General features: G+C 59.0%; 13 protein-coding genes and 3 pseudogenes. 4 read left to right on the top strand and 12 right to left on the bottom strand.

The features are described from left to right. The 6 genes and pseudogenes from AADZ90_RS20940 to AADZ90_RS20915 form a co-directional block, all read right to left on the bottom strand. A pseudogene (locus AADZ90_RS20940) lies at positions 1 to 162 on the bottom strand (transposase); the annotation flags it as partial. Positions 163 to 423: 261 nt separating this feature from the next. Then, a pseudogene (locus tag AADZ90_RS20935) lies at positions 424 to 789 on the bottom strand (IS3 family transposase); the annotation flags it as partial. Then, on the bottom strand, positions 741 to 2,348 hold the full coding sequence (locus AADZ90_RS20930; RefSeq protein WP_367312532.1) for an N-acyl-D-amino-acid deacylase family protein: 1,608 nt from the start codon (positions 2,346 to 2,348) through the stop codon (positions 741 to 743). The pseudogene AADZ90_RS20935 and the gene AADZ90_RS20930, both read right to left, overlap by 49 nt. A gap of 4 nt (positions 2,349 to 2,352) precedes the next feature. Next, complete coding sequence (locus AADZ90_RS20925; protein WP_367312531.1) at positions 2,353 to 3,648, bottom strand: TRAP transporter large permease; 1,296 nt, start codon at positions 3,646 to 3,648, stop codon at positions 2,353 to 2,355. Continuing rightward, entirely contained in the window at positions 3,645 to 4,178 is a 534-nt protein-coding gene (locus AADZ90_RS20920) for a TRAP transporter small permease (protein ID WP_367312530.1), read from the bottom strand. Before AADZ90_RS20920 ends, AADZ90_RS20925 begins: the two co-directional genes overlap by 4 nt. 62 nt (positions 4,179 to 4,240) lie before the next feature. After that, positions 4,241 to 5,233, bottom strand: a complete 993-nt coding sequence (locus tag AADZ90_RS20915; protein ID WP_367312529.1) for a TRAP transporter substrate-binding protein — start codon at positions 5,231 to 5,233, stop codon at positions 4,241 to 4,243. Between the two features lie 100 nt (positions 5,234 to 5,333). Here AADZ90_RS20915 and AADZ90_RS20910 point away from each other — a divergent pair. The 4 genes and pseudogenes from AADZ90_RS20910 to AADZ90_RS20895 form a co-directional block, all read left to right on the top strand. Next, a pseudogene (locus AADZ90_RS20910) lies at positions 5,334 to 5,513 on the top strand (LysR family transcriptional regulator); the annotation flags it as partial. 48 nt (positions 5,514 to 5,561) lie between these two features. Continuing rightward, entirely contained in the window at positions 5,562 to 6,236 is a 675-nt protein-coding gene (locus AADZ90_RS20905; protein WP_411997138.1) for a LysR family substrate-binding domain-containing protein, read from the top strand. A gap of 142 nt (positions 6,237 to 6,378) precedes the next feature. Beyond that, on the top strand, positions 6,379 to 7,950 hold the full coding sequence (locus AADZ90_RS20900) for an amidohydrolase (protein ID WP_411997137.1): 1,572 nt from the start codon (positions 6,379 to 6,381) through the stop codon (positions 7,948 to 7,950). Between the two features lie 11 nt (positions 7,951 to 7,961). Further along, the gene (locus AADZ90_RS20895; protein WP_367312526.1) at positions 7,962 to 8,822 is read left to right on the top strand and encodes a CobW family GTP-binding protein; all 861 of its coding nucleotides are present in this window, start codon (positions 7,962 to 7,964) and stop codon (positions 8,820 to 8,822) included. A 346-nt stretch (positions 8,823 to 9,168) separates the two neighbouring features. On the opposite strand, the gene AADZ90_RS20890 is transcribed toward AADZ90_RS20895, so the two are convergent. The 6 genes from AADZ90_RS20890 to AADZ90_RS20865 form a co-directional block, all read right to left on the bottom strand. Continuing rightward, positions 9,169 to 10,593, bottom strand: coding sequence for a gamma-aminobutyraldehyde dehydrogenase (locus AADZ90_RS20890; RefSeq protein ID WP_367312525.1), 1,425 nt, complete (start codon positions 10,591 to 10,593; stop codon positions 9,169 to 9,171). 21 nt (positions 10,594 to 10,614) lie between these two features. After that, positions 10,615 to 11,418, bottom strand: a complete 804-nt coding sequence (locus AADZ90_RS20885) for an ABC transporter permease (RefSeq protein WP_411997136.1) — start codon at positions 11,416 to 11,418, stop codon at positions 10,615 to 10,617. Next, a complete protein-coding gene (locus AADZ90_RS20880; protein ID WP_367312523.1) occupies positions 11,408 to 12,325 on the bottom strand; it encodes an ABC transporter permease in 918 nt (305 codons plus the stop codon). The genes AADZ90_RS20885 and AADZ90_RS20880 overlap by 11 nt, the downstream gene beginning before the upstream one ends. After that, positions 12,318 to 13,250: an ABC transporter ATP-binding protein gene (locus AADZ90_RS20875; protein WP_411997135.1), complete on the bottom strand. Its 933-nt coding sequence runs from the start codon at positions 13,248 to 13,250 to the stop codon at positions 12,318 to 12,320. Before AADZ90_RS20875 ends, AADZ90_RS20880 begins: the two co-directional genes overlap by 8 nt. A gap of 112 nt (positions 13,251 to 13,362) precedes the next feature. After that, positions 13,363 to 14,445 (bottom strand): ABC transporter substrate-binding protein, encoded by a 1,083-nt coding sequence (locus AADZ90_RS20870; RefSeq protein ID WP_411997134.1) that lies wholly within the window; start codon positions 14,443 to 14,445, stop codon positions 13,363 to 13,365. Positions 14,446 to 14,634: 189 nt separating this feature from the next. Next, a complete protein-coding gene (locus AADZ90_RS20865; RefSeq protein WP_367312520.1) occupies positions 14,635 to 15,543 on the bottom strand; it encodes a LysR family transcriptional regulator in 909 nt (302 codons plus the stop codon). Positions 15,544 to 15,954: the final 411 nt, after the last annotated feature.

Here is a 15,954-nt window from a genome sequence, read left to right as displayed (position 1 = left end):
GTTGCGCGGTGTGAGCCCCAGCCAGGCGGCAAACTCCCGTCCGCTTCGGAGCTGGTGGCCTGAGCCAATCGTCGCCGCAACAGCCGACATTGTGACCGGTCCAACGCCCGGAATGGTCTGCAGAAGCCGAGCCTGTCGGCTCAGGCGAGCCTGGAGGCGCAGGATCCAGGCCAACGGTCGCAACTTTCATGGGGTGGCTCCTCTCAACCGCAGATTACGACACCTGCACAATGCCGCATCGCGACGCCGGGGGCGCGAGCCATCCACCCAATCTGGTTCAGCTGGCTGCGCCTAACCTGCCTCAACGAAGTGGTCCGGTTTCAGTCTTGGTGCCAGATGGGTCTGGCAACTACGGTTGGGTTGGCCGGCGAAGCGGCTCCGAATGGCGGAGCCGGCCATTGCACAACCTCCGGGGCTGGTGGCCGATAGCGCATCGATACTGTTCGTCGATCTAAGCCGCCGGTCAATCTGGATTGCCAGACACTCGCCGGTGAACTCGTCGATCAGGTTGAGCATCCGGAACCTCTCTCCCTCATGGGTCCGGCTCTCGACAAAGTCGTAGAATCGGACATGGTCGGATCGCTCCGGCCGCAGACGGATGCAGGACCCGTCGCCCAGCCAGAGCCTCGTCGTCTTCGGTTGCTTATGGGGAACCCTCAGCCCCTCCCGCCGCCAGATCCGTTCGGCACGCTTCACGTTCACGACCCCGCCTGCGTCACACAGAAGGGCCGACCGTTCTGCTAGGAGGCAATTCGGGAGAAGTCTCGCAGGACCGTACCGTTGTTCCTGGTCGTCCTTTGTCCATTGCGCATGGACAGAGTGCCGTTGACCAGGACATGGACGATACCGCTTGCATAGCGGCGCGGATGGCGGGCTGTTGCGTTGCTTGTGATGGCGGTGGGATCGAACACGCATATATCGGCGTGAAACCCCTTGCGGAGCTTGCCGCGCCTCTTCAAGCCGAGGCGCTCTGCAGGAATTGACGTGATCTTCCTAAGCGCCTCCGAAAGGCTCAACACACCGCGGTCGCGCACGTAGTATTGCAAGAACCGGGCGGCCCAACCGTAGCCACTCAATGATCCAATATGATTGCTGAGTATACCGTCATTGGCGATGGCAACGGTGTCTGAGATTACGGCGCATTCCGGTTGTTTGAGGCAGAGGTCGATGTCCGAGTTCAGGAAGCTCTTTGAGGACCACATCGTGGACATTATGTTCGCGCCTTCCTCCAAGAGGATATCGAGCACGGCGTCGTAGGGATCGACACCGCGCAAACGACCGATCTCTTCAAAACTCGCACCGACAAGATCGGTGTTCTCGGTCGCGTTCAGCAGGATGATATCTTTCCATTGCCTCGCCTTGACAATGAGCCACATCGGTTTGGGGTTGTTCTTGATCCGCTCGCGCGCCACCGGATCGGCCAAGCGTTTCAGGACATCATCAATACTGCCCGCCTGAGCCCACTTTGGCAAAATTGCAGCCATCAATGTGTGGTTCCAATCATGCGGGATCACATCAAAAGCGATGTCGGCGTCATGGTTCCGCGCGATGTCGATCATTTCGAGCGTGTGTTCCATGGCGTGGCTGGGCGCGCCGAATTTGGGCTGGATATGGCTGATCTGAAGCCTTGCTCCGGCCTGGCGGGCGGTGCTCATGGCTTCGGCGAAACCAAGGTCATAAGCGGTGTCGCGGTTGCGGACATGTGTGGCATAGAGCCGACCGTACTTTGCAGCGACCTCGACCATTGGGATCAGGTGATCGGGCGCGGCAAGACTTCCCGGGAAGTATTCGAGGCCAGAAGAAAACCCGCCCGCGCCCTCTTCCATGCATTGGTCCACCAACTTGGCCATCTTTGCCACGTCATCGGGTTCGCCGGCGTGCAGTTCGTCGCCCAGAACGGCGCGGTGGATCGTGCCGTGGCCCACAAATGCCACCACATTGACGCCCAGTTCAGTGTCGTCCAGCACGTCGAGATATTCGCCAAAGCCTAGCCATTTCCGATGCTTGGCCTTCTCGGTGAACCAAGGCGACACCTGCCGGATCGCGCCATGCGAACAGACCGGCGCGCAGGAGATGCCGCATTGGCCGATGACCTCTGTAGTTACACCCTGATGCACCTGACTTTCGGCGCGACCGTCCGCGATCAGGGTAAAATCCGAATGGGTATGCATGTCGATAAAGCCCGGAGACACTGTAAGGCCTGATACGTCGATCGTCTCGGTCGCGGTGTCAGAGGTGATCTCACCAACCTCGACGATCATGCCGTCCTTTATGCCCACATCCGTCACCTCTGGTGCGGCACCCGAGCCGTCGTGGACCTCTCCACCCTTCAGGACCAGATCGAACATTGGATTACCTCACGGATGCAGGGCCATAGACCCAGTTTGGGAGGAACAGGGTTAAGTCAGGGAAGAGGATCAGGATGATCATCCCCAGGATATAGGCACCGATGAACGGCAGCACCGCGACCGAAATCCGTTCGAGAGAGATTTTCGAGATGCGCGACGCGATGGTCAGGTTTGCCCCCAGTGGCGGCGTCAGGAAGCCGATTTCGCAGGTGATGACCGTAAAGATCCCGAACAACACAGGATCAATTCCCAGGGAGGTCACGAGCGGCAAGAAGACAGCCGTGAACAGCACGATCTGGGCAAGACTTTCCATGAACGTACCGATGAAGATGTAAAAAATGCCGATCAACAGCAGTACGAGAAAGGGGCTTGTGGTGATCGACGTGATCCCCGTCTGAATGGCGGCAGGCACATCGTAGAAGGCCGTGAGTTGGCCGAAGGCCAGCGTCGGTGTGAGCAGGATCAGGATGCCCGTCAGTAGGGCTGTGAAGCGCAGCGCCTCCAATACTTTGCGCAAAGTCAGTTCGCGGTAGATGAACAGCCCGACAAAAAGCGCATAGAACACGGCAACACCGGCAGCTTCGGTCGGAGTGAAGATGCCGCCGTAGATGCCGCCGAGGATGAGCACTGGCGCCCCGATGGACCACTTCCCCTCCCAGGCAGCGCTTAGGAACGGCCCCCATGTGAACGGATCACCTCCACCGCCATAGCTTCGACGGCGCGCAATGATATAAGTTGTTACCATCAGCAAAGTCGTCACGATGACGCCGGGAACAATACCTGCAAGAAAGAGACGCGGGATCGAGGTTTCCGAGACAAGTCCGTAGATGATCATCAGATTTGACGGCGGGATAAGACTGCCCAATGCACCGGCGCTTGCGGTGATTGCAGCAGCAAAGGGCACGTCGTAGCCGTCTCTCTTCATAGCCGGCACCGTCGCCGACCCGATTGCCGCAGTCGTCGCCGGACCGGATCCGGACAACGCGCCGAAAAGCATGCATGCAAAGACTGTGACCAGCCCCATGGAGCCGCGATAGGCGCCGACAAGCTTGGTTGCGATGCCGATCATGCGGTTCGCCATGCCGCCCGTTTCCATCAAGCGCCCGGCCAGAACGAAAAGCGGAATGGTCAACAATGGAAAGGGTGTCAGACTGTTATACCCTGTCTGCGCAAGCAGCGTATAGGGGATGTCGATCAGTAACAGCGCGAGCGCCGTCGTCAGGCCGACCGCGGCAAAGAGTGGAACGCCGATCAACGTCAGAAAGACAAAGGCCAGCGACAGAAGAAGAAGCTCGTTCAAAACAGATGCTCCTCTTCGACGACATCGCCGTCTTCGACCAGCATCCCCGGCAACCCTTCGGCCCCATCCCGATACCAGAGTACATAAGTCTGGATCAGCCGCGCCAGCATCAAGCTGTAGCCAATCACCAGAATTGTCTGAGGGTAGAATTCGTTGATGCCCAGGCTTGGACTGTGCGACGGAAACTTCCAAAGCACTGTCAGATAGTCCCAGCTTACGCGGATCATTATTACGCTGAATGCCGCCCAGGCAAAGTCAGCCGTGAAGATCGCATAGCGCCCCAGATGTATTGGCAGGGCCTGTACCGCCACTAGGATGCGGATGTGGAAGCGCTCCCGAACGCACAGCGATGCGCCCATGTAGACGGCCCACACCATGCAAATTGCGGCTGTTTCCTCAGTCCAGTGCAGCGCGACCTCGAACACATATCGCGCCAGAACCTGAGCCATCACCGCAATGGCGATGACAACAAGGGCAATGCAACACAGCGCTTCTTCAAAATGCTTTTCGAGCCAACGTAAGACGGCCATTCATGCCTCAAGACCTTTGGGAAAGGGCCGCACGGGCAGCCCCTTCGATTGTTGCCAGCCGCTTACTCGGCGGCAGCGTTGATCATATTGACGAGATCCACAAATTCCTGCCCCCGCTCTGCAGCAACCGCCTGCTGCACGGTCTGCGCGGCGGCAATGAAATCCGCGCGATCCGGATCGGTCCGGGTCATGCCGCCTTCGGTCACCAGCCACTGGCGCACTTCCTCGGTCTCGGCCCGGACCTCTTCGCTAAAGCGATTGCCCGCATCGACCGCTGCGCGCATGATCTGCTCGCGCTGTTCGTCCGTTAGACGATCCATGAAGCTGGACGATGCGAACAACGGTGCCATCGACACAAAATGCTCGAGAATTACGAGGTTCGGCATAAACTCGTAAAAACTCATGTCGCGAATGAAGGATGTCCCGTTGTCCCCGCCATCCACAGTTCCGGTCTGCAATGCCGTCGGTGTTTCGGACCATGCCAAGGGCACCGGGTTCGCACCGAATGCTTCGAATGTGGCCAGCATCACGGCGTTATTGGGCGTGCGGATTTTGAGCCCTTCCATATCCGCCATCGTGTTGACCGGGCGAACGGAATTGTAGAAGTCGCGATAGAGTGCCGGACCGAAGCTGAGCAGATGCACGCCTGTATCTGCCAAGAGTTGCGAACGGATGAAGTCGCCAACTTCACCATCGACGACCCGCTCAAGGTGATCGGTGTTCTGGAAGATATACGGCAAGACCGTCACATCCATGAGCGGCCAGTGTGGTGAGACATTGTTGGCGGTGATGAAGAAACCATCGACCGTACCCAGCTGCATTGCGCGGAAGCCCTCGTCTTCGGTGGCAATCTGGTTGCAGCAGCGCAAACGCACATCGACAGTGCCGCCTGTGTAGTCTTCCGCCAGTTCCTCAAAAATGGCTCCGAAACGGCCGTACAGAGAATCCTCCGGCGCGCCAAAACCGACATTCATCGTGATGTCCTGCGCCGACGCTGTCGCCGCCGACATCGACAGCGCTGCGACTGCCGCAAGTGCTTTCGTGTGAAATCCCATGGTCACTCTCCTTGTTGTTCAACTTTTTTCTTTCAGCTTTGCATGGGAAATGGCGCTGGCATAATATCAATTATGACTGTTTTGATACCCGTCCGGCATCATGCGCTCTGACCTGCGCCTTGTTCGCTACTTTGTCGCGGTCGCGGAAGACCTGCATTTTCGCCGCGCGGCAGATCGGCTTGGCATTGCGCAACCCGCACTCAGCCGCGCGATCCAGACGCTTGAAGCGGAATTGGGGGTGGCCTTGTTTGTCCGGTCAAACCGAAATGTACAGATCACCCCGTCGGGTCAGGTCTTTCTTGAGCGGGCCCACAAGATCCTCAGCCTTATGGAGCGCGCCACCGAAGACGTGCGCAACGCGCATGACGGTCGCATCGGGTCCTTGCGCATCGGCTACACCGACTTTGCTATCGCCGGTTCCCTGCCGACGATCCTCAAGGACTTTCAGGAGCGGCAGCCGCAAATCACGCTTCAGCCGCAGCATGGGGTGACCTTGACCCAGCTGGCTCGGCTTGAGGACGGCAAGCTTGATATCGGGTTTCTCACCGGGCCGGTGAACAAAGCCGGCTATGATCAGCACCCGGTGCAATCCGAGAAATTCGTTTGTGTCTGCGCTGACAGGCACCCGCTTGCCCAGCGGGATGCCATCGGTCTTGCCGACCTGGCCACTGAAAACTTCGTCCATGGCAACTCTACCGATTGGCAGCACTTCTATGACTACTTGATCCCGCTCTGCCGTCGCGTTGGCTTCACGCCGCGCATCGTGCAGGAAGCGTTCAATACAGCGGGGATTCTGGGGCTTGTGTCCTGCGGGATGGGGGTCACCGTGTTGACCGAGAAGGTGTGCAGCGCGTTGGCGCCCGGCCTTGCGGTCATCCCGATTGAGGACGTATCCGAGCGCCTGATCACGACCGCAATCTGGCGGCGCGACAATGTGGTGGGACCAAACCTACACTTCGTTGAGTATCTACGCAGTTTGCCAGTCCCGTCCGTCCCTTCATGAGACCAGTCTCTGGTGGTGCAGACAGCAAAACGCGTTGTCCCGAGGCGATTCTGCTGTAGGCCTTGGGCGCATACCGGCGGGAATTTGCATGTCAGACATCAAGGTTTTTCAAGCAAAAACAATCATTACCATGGATTCAACGGTGCCCGACGCCACCCATGTCGCGGTGCGTGACGGTCGCATTCTGGCCGTAGGTGACACGACCTGTGCGGATCAATGGGGTGACGTCACACATGACGCATCGCTTGCTGATGCGGTGCTTATGCCCGGGTTTGTCGAAGGCCACGCGCATATGCTGGCGGGGGCGATCTGGGAGTTTGCCTACACCGGATACCACGACCGAATTGACCCCCAGGGACGTCTTTGGACGGGTTTGCCGAGCCTCGAAGATGTGGTTGCGCGTCTGGCTGATATTGACGCGAAGCTGCCTGCCGGCGCGCCGCTGATCGGTTGGGGGTTCGATCCAATCTTCCTGGCGGAGGATCGTCTGAGCCGGGTCCATCTCGACACGGTATCCACCACGCGGCCCGTCGCGATCCTGTTTTCCAACTTCCACCTGATGTGCGTGAATTCCGTTGCACTCGACATGGTGGGGTACTCTGAAACAACCCTCGCGGAAGGCGTCGTCAAATGGCCAGACGGGGCACCAACGGGTGAGTTGCAGGAAATGGCGGCGATGTTCCCGATCATGCGGCGCCTCGGCATCGACTTTCGGGCGTTGTCTCAACGTGCAAGTGCGATCCAGTCCTATGCGCAGGTTGCGACGCGCGCGGGGGTGACGACGGTCACCGACCTGTTTTCGCACCTCGAAGACGAAGACCTCGACATCATGTTTTCTGTGACCGGCGAAGAGACCTTTCCGCTTCGGATTGTTCCCGCCTTGGCTGCCTCAGGCGATCCTGGGGCACTTGCCGAACGTGCGCTCGCCCTGAAATCGCGATCCACCGACAAGGTGCGGCTGGGCGCGGTGAAGCTGATGACCGACGGATCGATCCAAGGCTGGACCGCGCGGGTCAAGTGGCCCGGTTATGTCGGCGGGCAGCCAAACGGTATCTGGAACATGGCTCCGGAACAGATCCGCACGACCTGTGCCGCGCTTCATGCCGCAGGCGTACAGATGCACATTCACGTCAACGGAGATGAAGCTTCGGACATCGTGATCGACGCCTTGGCAAGCGCCATGCGCGAAGCCCCCTGGCCGGATCACGGGCATGTCCTGCAACATGGACAGATGATGGATGACGGACAGTTTCGGCGATGTGCCGATCTTGGGATCAGCGTGAACCTCTTTGCCAATCATCTCTGGTACTTCGGCGATCAACATGTCGCCTTGACGATCGGACCTGATCGCGCAAACCGCATGGATGCCGTCCGATCCGCGCTCGACGCAGGATTGACCGTCGCCATCCACTCGGACGCGCCTGTCACGCCAATGGGGCCACTCTTCACGGCGTGGTGTGCAATCAACCGGGAAACCATGTCGGGGAGGGTGCTGGGGGACGCGCAGCGCATCTCCGTTGCCGAAGCGCTTTATGCCATTACACTTGGTGCCGCGCGAACGCTCAAGCTGGACGCTGAGATTGGTTCGATTTCCATCGGCAAAAGTGCAGATTTCGCAGTGCTCGGTTCGAACCCGCTTGAGATAGACCCGGCCTCTCTGAAGGACGTCCCAGTCCTGGGAACCGTCTTTCGTGGTCGGGTGAAGCTGGTATGAAACCTGTGCCCATGACAGTCATCTCGGGCTATCTGGGCGCCGGGAAGACCACGCTCATCAATGCCCTGCTCGCCTCCGATCACGGGCTGAGGCTCCTCATCCTCGTCAACGACTTCGGGGCGATCAATATTGATGAACGGCTGCTTGCATCGAGGGACGAGGACACGATCGCGCTTACCAACGGATGCGTCTGCTGCACGATGGGGGCGGACTTGTTCCTGGCCTTGGCGGACGCGCTCGACCGCGCGCCGCGCCCCGACCATATCGTCATCGAAGCAAGCGGCATCTCCGATCCGGCACGCATCGCCCAAGCGGCCCTGGCAGAGCCAGACATGCAATATGCCGGGATCGTGACACTCGTCGACGGCCTCGAGTTCCAGAGCCTGATGTCCGATCCGCTGATCGGCGATCAGGTGCGCGAACAGATCGTCAAAGCGGACTTGATCGTGGTGACCAAAGCGCAAAGAGGCGTAAAGGTGCCGGGTCTTGATGAGCTGACGCGATCCGAAGTCCTGTCTGCCGAGGATACCGGCGCTTTGGCCCATTTGGTTTTCAACGAACCCGTGATGGACCAGGTCCCCGCACCAACGTCACCGCATCCGGCTTATACGTCGTGGTGCCGCCGAAACGCGATCGGCGTGGATGCGGACCTTTTGCCCACCGATCTAGCGCGCCGGCCGGCCGGCCTGTTCCGCCTGAAGGGAAGCGTCATGGACCGGAACGGCACGTGCAGGGATGTGCAAGTTGTGGGTCAGCAAATCGAGGTCAGTATCTCGAAGGGGCATTCCGACCCGACACTCGTCGGCATTGGGCTATCCGAACGTGTTTCGGTGAGTGAAATCGACGATTGGTGGAAGCAGGTCATATCATGACATGGCTTCATGGAGGCCAACGTGTCCAGGTACCGATAACTTCGAAACCGGACAGCTAGATTTGCGCTCTATGAGCTATCGATATCTGAGAGCGGCTGGCCAGTACATGATCGCACTATATCGAAACAGTGTTTATCCTATGCACGGAAGGGGCTCTTACTTGAAGATGCAGGCCCAGACTGGCTATCTGCGAAACAGCTAAACGCCGCGTTGCAGCTTGCCTCGAGCAGACTCTCAGAGAAAGCTTAGCATCTGACGGAGTCGAAGGACCGCACCACGGACAAAGCGGCCGTCCGACCTCCGACATGCTCGGACTGCCGCGACCCTTTAGTGTCTGACGATAACCTCAATGGGCAATCATCACGTGACGCACCGCTGTGTAGTCCTCGAGCGCATACATCGACATGTCCTTGCCATAGCCCGATTGTTTCAGACCCCCATGCGGCATCTCGTTGACCAGCATGAAATGCGTGTTCACCCAAGTGCACCCGTATTGAAGTGCGGCGGAGGTTTCCATCGCGCGGCCAATATCTCCGGTCCAGACCGAACTGGCCAGGCCATATGGGCTGTCGTTGGCCCAGTCGATGACCGGATCGTCATCGGTAAACCGGGTAACGGAAACAACGGGTCCGAAGACTTCGCGCTGCACGATCTCGTCGTGCTGCAATGCTCCTGCGACAACGGTCGGTGTATAATAGAACCCGTGACCCTCCGCCTGTGTCCCACCGGTCACCACTTCGATATGCGACTGCTCGGCGGCACGTTCGACGAAGCTGGCCACCCGGTCGAGTTGGCGGGGCGAAATCAATGGCGGTATCTCATTGAGTGTGTCGTCAGCATTGTCATAGACGATGCTGGCAGCGGCGGCAGAAAGGTCGGTGACGAACTTGTCGTAGATATCGGCATGGGCATAGACCCGGCAGGCGGCAGTGCAATCCTGACCGGAATTGTAGTAGCCAAACGCTTTGAGCCCATTGATCGTGCGCGCCAGATCAGCATCGCCATAGACGATGACAGGAGCCTTGCCGCCAAGTTCAAGATGGGTGCGTTTTACGCCTTTTGACGCCGCCATCAGCACCTTCTTGCCAGTCGCCACATCACCGGTGATCGAGATCATGTCGACGCCTTGATGGTTCACCAGCGCATTACCGACCGAGCTGCCGTGCCCGGTGATCACATTCACGACCCCTTCAGGCAGGATACCCGACAATATCTTGGCGAAGGCCAGCGCGGTCAGCGGCGTCTGTTCGGAGGGTTTCATCACCACCGTGTTGCCACCGGCAAGCGCCGGGGCCAGCTTCCATGCCATCATCATGATTGGGTAATTCCAAGGCGCGATGGAGGCCACCACGCCGATGGGGTCGCGGCGGATCATCGACGTATGCCCGTCCATGTAGCTTCCCGCCACCGGCCCGTGCATGTTGCGCACAGCGCCTGCAAAGTAGCGGAAGCAGTCGGCCACGGCGGGGATTTCCTCGTTCCTCACCTCGTTGATGGGCTTGCCGCAATTCAGGGCTTCAAGTGCCGCAAGGTGTTCCAGGTCGGCCTCCACTGCATCTGCAATCTGCAAAAGCAGGCCGGAGCGTTCTGCGGGGGTGGTCTTGGCCCATCCGGGGAAGGCAGACCGGGCTGCCGACACGGCGCGGTCGATCTGGTCGGGGTTTGCCTCTGGCATTTTCAGGATCGTCTCGCCAGTGCGTGGGTTCAGGACGGTTTCTTCTGTCTCTGTTCCGGCCTCAAAGGCATTTCCGATCAGCATTTCTGTTTGCATGAGGTTTCTCCCTGAGGCTGATTACTTGCCCTGACCTGCCACCGTTTCGGTGCCACGGGTCAGGTAATAGGCGCCGAGGATCGGCAGGAATGTGACGATGACCACGACCATTGCCACCACGTTTGTGACCGGGCGCTGGCGTGGGCGCACCAGTTCTTCGAGCATCCAGATCGGCAGGGTCTGTTGCTGGCCCGCGGTGAAGGTCGTGACGATCACTTCGTCAAAACTAAGCGCAAAAGCGAGCATCCCTCCGGCCAGCAAGGCCGTTGCGATGTTGGGCATGATGACGAAGCGCAGGGTCTGCCAATAAGTCGCGCCAAGGTCCATGGACGCCTCGATCAGGCTGGACGAAGTGCGCCGGAACCGCGCCACTGCATTGTTGTATACGACGACGATGCAGAAGGTCGCGTGGCCCAGAATTATGGTCCATGTGCTGAAGGGGATATCGGCAATGCTGAAGGCCGACCGCAGCGAGATGCCCGTGATGATCCCAGGCAAAGCAATCGGCAAGATGACCAAAAGGGAGATCGTCTCGCGTCCAAAGAACCTTGATCGGGCCACGGCTGCAGCGCAGAGGGTACCCAACACGATGGCGATGACCGTTGAAATAGAGGCCACCCGCAGGCTGAGGCCAAACGCCTCCCAGACATCGGGGCGGTTCCAGGTGACTTCGAACCACTTCAAGGTGAGCCCCGGGGGCGGCCACTGATAGGACTTGTCCTCGGTCGTGAACGCGTAGATGAAAATCAGAAGAATCGGCAAGTGGAGGAACAGCAGCCCTCCGATGGCCGCGACCTTCAACCCCAGACTTGCTCTAGAGTGCATCGAAGGCCCCCGCGCGTTTGGCGAGCGTCAGGTAGATGCCCATCACCAGGATCGGGACCACTGCAAACGCAGCCGCAAGCGGGATGTTTCCGGCGGTGCCCTGGAACTGGTACACGGCCTGACCGATCATTCGGGCCGACGTGCCGACAATCTGTGGGATAATGTAGTCCCCCATGGTCAGCGAAAAGGTAAAGATCGACCCCGCAATGATCCCCGGCAGAGCCAGCGGCAAAATCACGTGGCGCAAGGTCTTAGCGGGACGCGCGCCAAGGTCGCCGGACGCCTCCAGCATCGACGGCGGGACCCGTTCCAGCGACGCCTGAACCGGCAGGATCATGAAGGGCAGCCAGACATAGAGGAAGACAAGGAACGTGCCCGTCCAACTGACCGACAGGGAATTGCCGCCAATGACCGGAATTGCAAGATAGGCCTCCAGCACCCAGGCAAGATGCAGGGTCTCGAACATCCAGTTCAGAATGCCCTCTTTGGCGAGGATCAGCTTCCAGGAGTAGACTTTTACAAGGTAGCTGGACCAAAGAGGCAGCATCACGCCAAGGTAGAACACCGCCTTCCACTTTCCGCGGGCGTATCGCGCGGCGTAATAGGCGATGGGGAAGGCGACGATGGCCGCCGCGATCGTGACCGCGCTCGCCATCGCCACGGTGCGTAGAAGGATGTCGAGGTTCGACGCCCGCAGCAGCTCGCCATAGGTCTTGAGCGTGAATTCGTAATTGATGAGTCCAGAGAACTCGTCGATTGAGAAAAAGCTTTGCGCCAGCAACGCAAACAGCGAGCCAAGGTAAACGATCCCCAACCACAGAAGAGGCGGCGTGACCAGCAGCAGCAGAAGCAGGTTGGGACGCCGCCACAATGCATCCGACACAGGAGAGCGCGCAGCCTCACCCATAGGCGGCTTCCATGATGTGCAGCGCAGCCGGATCCCAAGTCAGCGATACGGTGGCGTTCGGTTCAGGCACAAATGTGCCTTTGGGAAGCAACACCTTGAGTGTGATCTCATCGCATTCCACCTCGATCCGCGTGGCCGAACCAAGGAAAGCCTGCCCGGTGACCCGGCCGGACAGGGGGCCATCACCGATCCTGATAGCCTCGGGGCGCAGACTGGCTGGGGCGCTTTGTCCGGTCAGCCGCGCAACAAGATGCGCGGGCAGAACATTCGACGCGCCCACAAAATCGGCCACAAACGGCGTTTCGGGCCGGTCATAGATGTCCTCGGGGCTGCCGACCTGCTGAATACGGCCGTCGTTGAAGACGGCTACCCGGTCGGCCATGGAAAGCGCCTCGCCCTGATCATGGGTCACGAAGACAAAGGCGATGCCAAGCTGGCGTTGCAGCGTCTTCAACTCGTCCTGCATCTGTTCCCGCAGCTTTAGATCGAGCGCGCCCAAAGGCTCATCCAATAGCAGCACTTTGGGCTGCATCACCAGCGCCCGGGCCAGCGCCACGCGCTGCCTTTGGCCGCCGGACAACTCTGATGGCTTACGGTCCCCAAAGCCGTCCAGCGCCACCAGGCCCAGGGCCTCATCCGCCACGGACCGGCGGGCGGCCTTGCTGTCGCCGCGGATCATCAGGCCGTAGGCAACATTGTCCCGCACGTTCAGATGAGGAAACAGGGCGTAGTCTTGAAAAACGGTGTTCACGGGGCGGCGGTAGGGCGGTGTCTGGGTCGCCTCTTCGCCAAATATCGAGAGCGTTCCATAAGTGGGTTGCTCGAACCCCGCGATCAGACGCAGGCATGTTGTCTTTCCAGACCCTGAGGGACCTAGAAAGGCAAAGAACTCGCCTGCGCCGATCTCCAGGTACACATCATCCACAGCGCGGACATCCCCAAAGTGGCGCGATACGCCTGAAAAACTGATTGCTGCTGTCATGTCCTGCCTCGGGGTTTGCGCGGTGGATGGTGTGCCGCGCAAAGTGTCGAAGGCGTTACCGTCCACCGATCACGCCGATGTAGTCGGATACCCAACGATAGTAAGGCACACACTCATCCTGGCTTTCGCAACTGGTCACGGGCGTGGTCCAAAACCGCACCTGGTCGAAATTGTCGAAACCATTGGCGGTGCAGCCCTCGGCGGTCTGCATCCCGCGCCCGTCGGTGCAGGCGGCAGGAACCGCCGGGTTTGCACCGAACCAGACCGAAAGGTCGGACATCAGGTTCGACGAGAGCGTATGCTCCATCCACATGTAGGCACAGTTCGGGTTTTCACTGTCCACATGCATCATCGTGGTGTCGGCCCAGCCGGTCACGCCCTCTTTGGGAAAGACGCTGTCAATCGGTGCGCCGTCGCCCTGCAGCAGGTTGCGCTGGAACGGCCAGGATCCAGACGCAGCCATGCCCTCATTCTTGAAGTCGTCGATCTGGATGAACGCGTCGTGCCAGTAACGGCTGACCAGCGTACGCTGCACCCGCAAGAGATCCAGCGCGGCGTTATACTGATCCTGGTTCAGTTCATAAGGTGACCTAATCCCAAGCTCAGGCTGGTGCGTCATCAGATAAAGCGCTGCATCTGCGATATGTATTGGCCCGTCATAGGCCTGGACCCGACCCACATTGCTTTCGCCGTCTGGCAGCGTCATCTCCTCGAACACCACGTTCCACGAGGTGGGCGGGCTGTCACCGAAAATCTCGGTGTTGTACATCAGGATGTTCGGTCCCCACATATAGGGTGTACCGAAATGCTGGCCATCGACGAAATGCCAGGGCGCCTCTTTAAGACGGTCGTCAATGGTGTCCCAGCTGGGGATCAGCGACGTGTTGATCGGCTGAACCCGGTTACCTGCGACCATCCGCAAAGAGGCATCGCCAGAGGCCGTCACGAGGTCAAAACCGCCCTCGTTCATCAGAGCAACCATCTCGTCGGACGTGTTCGCGGTCTTGACGTTGACCCTACAGCCCGTGGCCTCTTCAAAGCCTGTGACCCAGTCAAATTCGGCCGTCGTCTCGCCGCGCTCGATATAGCCAGGCCAGGCTACGATGTTCAACTGTCCCTCGCCGTCACCCAACTCCATGACCATCTCCGCGGCCAACGGCTGTACCATGACCGAGACTGCGACACAGCCAACGGCAGTGGATTTCAAGAAATTTTTCAAGGTGAGGCTCCCCGTTTTACGATTCACGTTGTTGTTGATGAGAGCATGAAGAAGCCGCAAAATTCAGGCAAATTCAAAGTTTTGAGCCATGATATCGGATTTTCCGAATTAACGGAGGCGCGGCGCGTGAAAACTTTGTGCCACAGACAGGAACATGCGCGTGGCATCGGACACACTGGCCCCGCGCCGCCAAACCAACCCGACCTGGATGACCGGTAACTTGGCTGAAACATCCCGGCTGTCGATCCGATCGCCTTCCAGCGACCAAGGACGATAGACCAGATCCGGCAAGAACGAGACGCCAGCCCCGCTTGCCACGAGTGATCTGACAGCCTCGACCGATCGTGTACGAAACGCAACGCGAGGCTTGACTGGAAAGCTGGAAATCAGCCGCGCGGCTTCGTCCTGCATCTCGTCTACGTCGAGAACGATTTGAGGTTCAGCTGCAAGATCTTCAAGCGAGATGCTCTCAAGCGCGGAAAGCGGATGGCCCAGAGGCAACCACAATCGATAGGGTGAGACTGCCAAAAGCTCAGAATGCAAGGCCGCCGGGTTTCGCAACCGGTCAATGAGCATGACGGCAACATCCAATTCCCCGCCAATGAGCAGGTGTTCAAGATATTCCGCGCTGTCTTCCAGCGCACTGACGTCAATGTCGGGCTGCGCCCTGCGAAATCGCGACAAAAGGTCCGACAGGACGTAACCTGAAGTCAGCGAGGTGACACCGATGTTCAAGCTCCCCGCCACAGTCCCGCGCTCCTCGGCAAGACTCATCTCGGCATTGGAGATCTCTGCCAGAATGGCTTTAGCATGACGGATGAAGACATGTCCGTGATGGGTCATCTCCACCCCGCGTCTCCGGCGCTCAAAGAGCTTGAGCCCCAAATGCCCTTCCAGGTCCTTTACGGCTTCAGTCAGCGTGCTCTGAGAAATCGCCAGCTCCGCGGCGGCACGACTGAAAGAGCCATGCTCTGCCACGCCGACAAAGTACTTGGCCTGCTTGAGCGTGAACGACATTGCTTGACTGATACCGTCTCGGTTGCCGAAAAGGCATAATCATGCACGCGATACAACGCAACGACCTTGGAAATTAAGGGCAACGCCGACCCCGCAAGCCGTGAAACGCCCGAGCAGAGCAGGACGGAAGGGGGCGTCACTCGCGGCCCAGGGCATGTGTAACTGGGCTCTTCCTGATCAAAGGCCGAGCTCTTGATAGGATCACAGGAAATCTGTGAACAAGGGAGAATGACGACGGGGGACTTGGCCTGACTGGATGTGTCGCTGCCATCATGCGCGTTGGCATTGTAGATGCCAATCCGCCTCATCGGCCTGCGATATCGCTGCAACGAATACCTTTGGCTTTGTCGCCCGGAAAGAGGCATACGGTTCGTGTCTGTCAACTGCCTATACTCGTCGCTCTGTGCTCCG

This window comes from Aestuariibius violaceus (assembly GCF_040779325.2).
In the GTDB taxonomy this organism is placed as follows: domain Bacteria; phylum Pseudomonadota; class Alphaproteobacteria; order Rhodobacterales; family Rhodobacteraceae; genus Aestuariibius; species Aestuariibius violaceus.
This window is presented reverse-complemented; position numbering and strand designations above follow the sequence as displayed.